At 40.1% G+C, this 3,332-nt stretch carries 4 protein-coding genes and 1 pseudogene; 4 read left to right on the top strand and 1 reads right to left on the bottom strand.

Features of this window, described 5'->3' with window-relative positions; genetic code table 11:
- A pseudogene (locus ACYVTD_RS10870) lies at window positions 1-347 on the top strand (hypothetical protein); the annotation flags it as partial.
- 207 nt (window positions 348-554) lie between these two features.
- Here the strand turns inward: ACYVTD_RS10870 and minD are convergent.
- Window positions 555-1,319, bottom strand: coding sequence for a septum site-determining protein MinD (gene minD / locus ACYVTD_RS10865; RefSeq protein ID WP_461247791.1), 765 nt, complete (start codon window positions 1,317-1,319; stop codon window positions 555-557).
- 140 nt (window positions 1,320-1,459) lie between these two features.
- Between minD and cmk the strand changes: the two genes are divergently transcribed.
- The 3 genes from cmk to ispH all read left to right on the top strand — a co-directional run.
- A complete protein-coding gene (gene cmk / locus ACYVTD_RS10860; RefSeq protein WP_461247790.1) occupies window positions 1,460-2,164 on the top strand; it encodes a (d)CMP kinase in 705 nt (234 codons plus the stop codon).
- Window positions 2,136-2,684: a lysophospholipid acyltransferase family protein gene (locus tag ACYVTD_RS10855; RefSeq protein ID WP_461247789.1), complete on the top strand. Its 549-nt coding sequence runs from the start codon at window positions 2,136-2,138 to the stop codon at window positions 2,682-2,684. The genes cmk and ACYVTD_RS10855 overlap by 29 nt, the downstream gene beginning before the upstream one ends.
- Window positions 2,681-3,332 (top strand): 4-hydroxy-3-methylbut-2-enyl diphosphate reductase (ispH, locus tag ACYVTD_RS10850; protein ID WP_461247788.1); only part of this gene is annotated, 652 nt, incomplete at its 3' end. The genes ACYVTD_RS10855 and ispH, both read left to right, overlap by 4 nt.

Raw genomic sequence — 3,332 nt, 5'->3', positions numbered from 1 at the left:
CATCATTATCAGGTAGTGAGCTAGCAGATATATTAAAAATAATCGAAAATAAAAATATCGCAGTAAATATAATTTCAAAATCCGGAACAACCCTCGAACCCGCTCTAACTTTCCGTGTAGTGCTAGACCTCATGAAAAAGAAATATCCAAACGACTATAACGAAAGAATCATAGCAACAACAGACAAAGAAAAAGGCACACTAAAAAAATTAGCAGATGCCGAAGGCTTTAAAACATTCGTAGTGCCAGACGATATAGGCGGGAGATACAGCGTTTTAACCCCAGTCGGTCTCGTTATGATTTGTGCCAAAGAGGTATTCAATTCCTGCTTTTGCGCCGAGATATGACCCACCGATGCCTATGACTAGAAGAGCATCTGCTTTTTGCTTTAGTTTGCTAGTCGCTTTGATTATTTCGTCTAGATTTGGAGGGTTTTCTGGGAGGTCTACCCAGCCGAGATATTCGCTGCCTTGACCTGTTTTGTTATTTAGAGTTTCCAAAGCATTGGAGCTTGGAACGCGCGTGTAATCACCGTAGCATTTTAGTTCCATAGGCTATGCTTTCCTCCATTTTTTCTTGTTGATTTTTATGACAGGGACAGCCTTGCCCTCTAAGCGTTTTGCGATGTTTAAAAAAGGTTCGCGGATTAGTTTTTTTGTGTTGCTTGCAGCTAATTGCCCGTTTTTAGCGGTTTCTGTTATATATTGGCTTTCGGGAATTATGCCGAGAGTTGAAATTCCTAGAGTTTCTACAACTTCGTATACATTTTGCATTTTGCCCTTTTTTACGAATGACGGACGGATGCGATTTATGATTAGCATATATTTGTCTTTCCCGATGCTTTCTAAAACGCCAGCTGTTCTGTCTGTGTCGCGGATTGAAGCTGCTTCGGGGGTGGTGACAAGGAGGACAAGGTCTGCTGGGGAGACGACGATATGAAATGTTTCGCCGATGCCGGCTGGGCAATCGATTATGCAATAATCGAATTTAGCTTCGATGCTGTTCATGAATTCTTGCAAAGTTTCGGGAGTTATTGAATCATTTTCTCTAAGTTGAGGAGCTGCTAGGAGAAATACGTTTGTCCTGCCTGCTTCGATGATAGCTTTTTCTAGAGAAACCTCTCCTGAAATTACGTTGCCGATGTCGTATACTATTTCGTTTGCAAGGCCTAAGGCTATATCTAGATTTCGAAGACCAAAATCGCCATCAATAACGAGAACTTTGTTACCAAGTTCTGCGAGGCAATATGCTAAATTAGCGGTTATGGTTGTTTTTCCAACGCCGCCTTTGCCTGATGCTATTGATATTTTAGCCTTCAAATTTTTCTCCTAATATTGTTTTGTCATATTATATATTAAAATGCGGTATTTGTCAATATAAAAAAGGCATTGTAAAACTTGACAAAAAAAGTCAAAAAGTATATAATTATTCCAAGTACATTTGAAAAGGGTGGAAGCCTATGGCAAACACAGTTAAGGTTACTATTGACGGCCCTGCTGGAAGCGGTAAAACTACGATTGCAAAAGCGGTTGCGGGCAATCTGGGATTTAGATATATAGACACTGGTGCGATGTATCGTGCATTGGCTTATTTTTGTAAAACAAATGGTGTTGATATAACTAGCGAAGCGGCTATAGCTGATGCTCTTGGTAATATACAAATTGCTGTTGAATATAATAATAATGGTGAGCAGAGAGTTATTTTAGGCGGGAAAGACATAACAGGGGAAATTCGTTCTGCTGAAATTTCTAAAATGGCGAGCGATGTTTCGGCGTTTAAACCTGTTCGTTTAAAAATGGTTGATATGCAACGTCAGCTTGCTGCAAATCATGATGTTATAATGGATGGGCGAGATGCTGGTTCGTTTGTTTTGCCTCATGCTGATATTAAAATATTTTTGATAGCGACGACAGAAGACCGAGCGCGCAGACGTTGGAATGAGATGCTTGATCGTGGGGAATATGTTAAGTTCGAAGATGTGTTGAAAGATATAAAAGTTAGGGATAGGAACGATTGTTCGCGTTCATTCGCTCCGTTAGTTGTCCCAGAGAACGCTGTTATTGCAGATACTACAGATAACACACTCGAGGAATCTATACAGATTATCACAGATGTTGTTGTGGAAAGGTTGCCTGATGTATCACGTAATAAAGGGGATTGTTAGTTTATATTTAAGAATTTTCCATAGGTTTGAGGTTCGTGGAAAAGAGAATATACCAGAGGGGCCGGCTGTTTTATGCCCGAATCATATTGCTGCGTTTGACGGAGCTTTAATTGCTTGTGCATATAAACCCAAGCTTTATTTTTTGGCGAAGAAAGAGATTTTTAAATTTAAACCATTTGGAGCGATTGTAAAATTTTTAGGTGGTATTTCTGTTGACCGTGGTAAGGCGGATACGGGGGCTATTAAAAAAGGTTTAACGGCGTTAGAAAAGAGCAGAAAGTTAATTGTTTTTCCGCAAGGGCATAGATATAAAGAATTTGAAGTATCGCAAGGGAAAAGAGGAGCGGCGGCTTTGGCTACCATGGCTAATTGTCCTATTATACCGACCACGATACATAGGATTGGCAAATTTATTCCTAAAAAAATGATCATTACTTTTTATGAGCCGATATATGCAGATGGCAGGACGGAGCGGGAGTTTATTGGAGCCGTTATGGAGAAAATCGGTGAGAATTTGTGAAAATAGTTAAGGCTTCGAATATTGGTTTTTGCTTTGGAGTGCGGCGTGCTATAGATGGTGCTAATGGGCTAGAAAATGCAGCGACGCTAGGCGAACTTATACATAATGATTATGTGATACGTAAATTGGCTGAAAATGGTGTGATTGCATACGATAGAGTTGATGATATACCGAAAGATAAAACTGTTATTATTCGTTCGCATGGCGAGGGGAAAGACATGGCAAAAGAGTTAGAGGATAAAGGATATAAATATTTAGATTGTACATGCCCGAAGGTCAAAGCCATACAGCAGATTGTTCATAGGGAACACGAGGCGGGCAAGAAGATAGTGATTTTTGGAAAGAAGGAGCATCCAGAAGTTATAGGGTTAAATGGTTGGTGCGAGGGGACGGCGGTCATCACAAATGATGCTCAAGATGTCCCGAAAAGTGGACCGATTGCAGTGGTTTCGCAGACGACAGAGAATTTTGAAAATTGGGAGAGATTCAAAAAAGAGATAGAAAATTTAGATGCAGAGTTTTATGATACGATATGTGATGCAACAGCGAAGCGGCAAGAAGAGGCAATTAGGTTAGCGAAAGAGTGCGATGCGGTTGCGGTTATAGGTTCTAAGAAAAGTTCAAATACTAAAAAGCTATATGATGTAG

It is taken from the genome of Treponema sp. R6D11, assembly GCF_054786075.1.
This window is presented reverse-complemented; position numbering and strand designations above follow the sequence as displayed.

Bases quoted from the DNA above. Each gene is read 5' to 3' on its own strand.
- ACYVTD_RS10855 (WP_461247789.1), top strand. From the start codon at position 2,136: ATGTATCACGTAATAAAGGGGATTGTTAGTTTATATTTAAGAATTTTC.
- cmk (WP_461247790.1), top strand. From the start codon at position 1,460: ATGGCAAACACAGTTAAGGTTACTATTGACGGCCCTGCTGGAAGCGGT.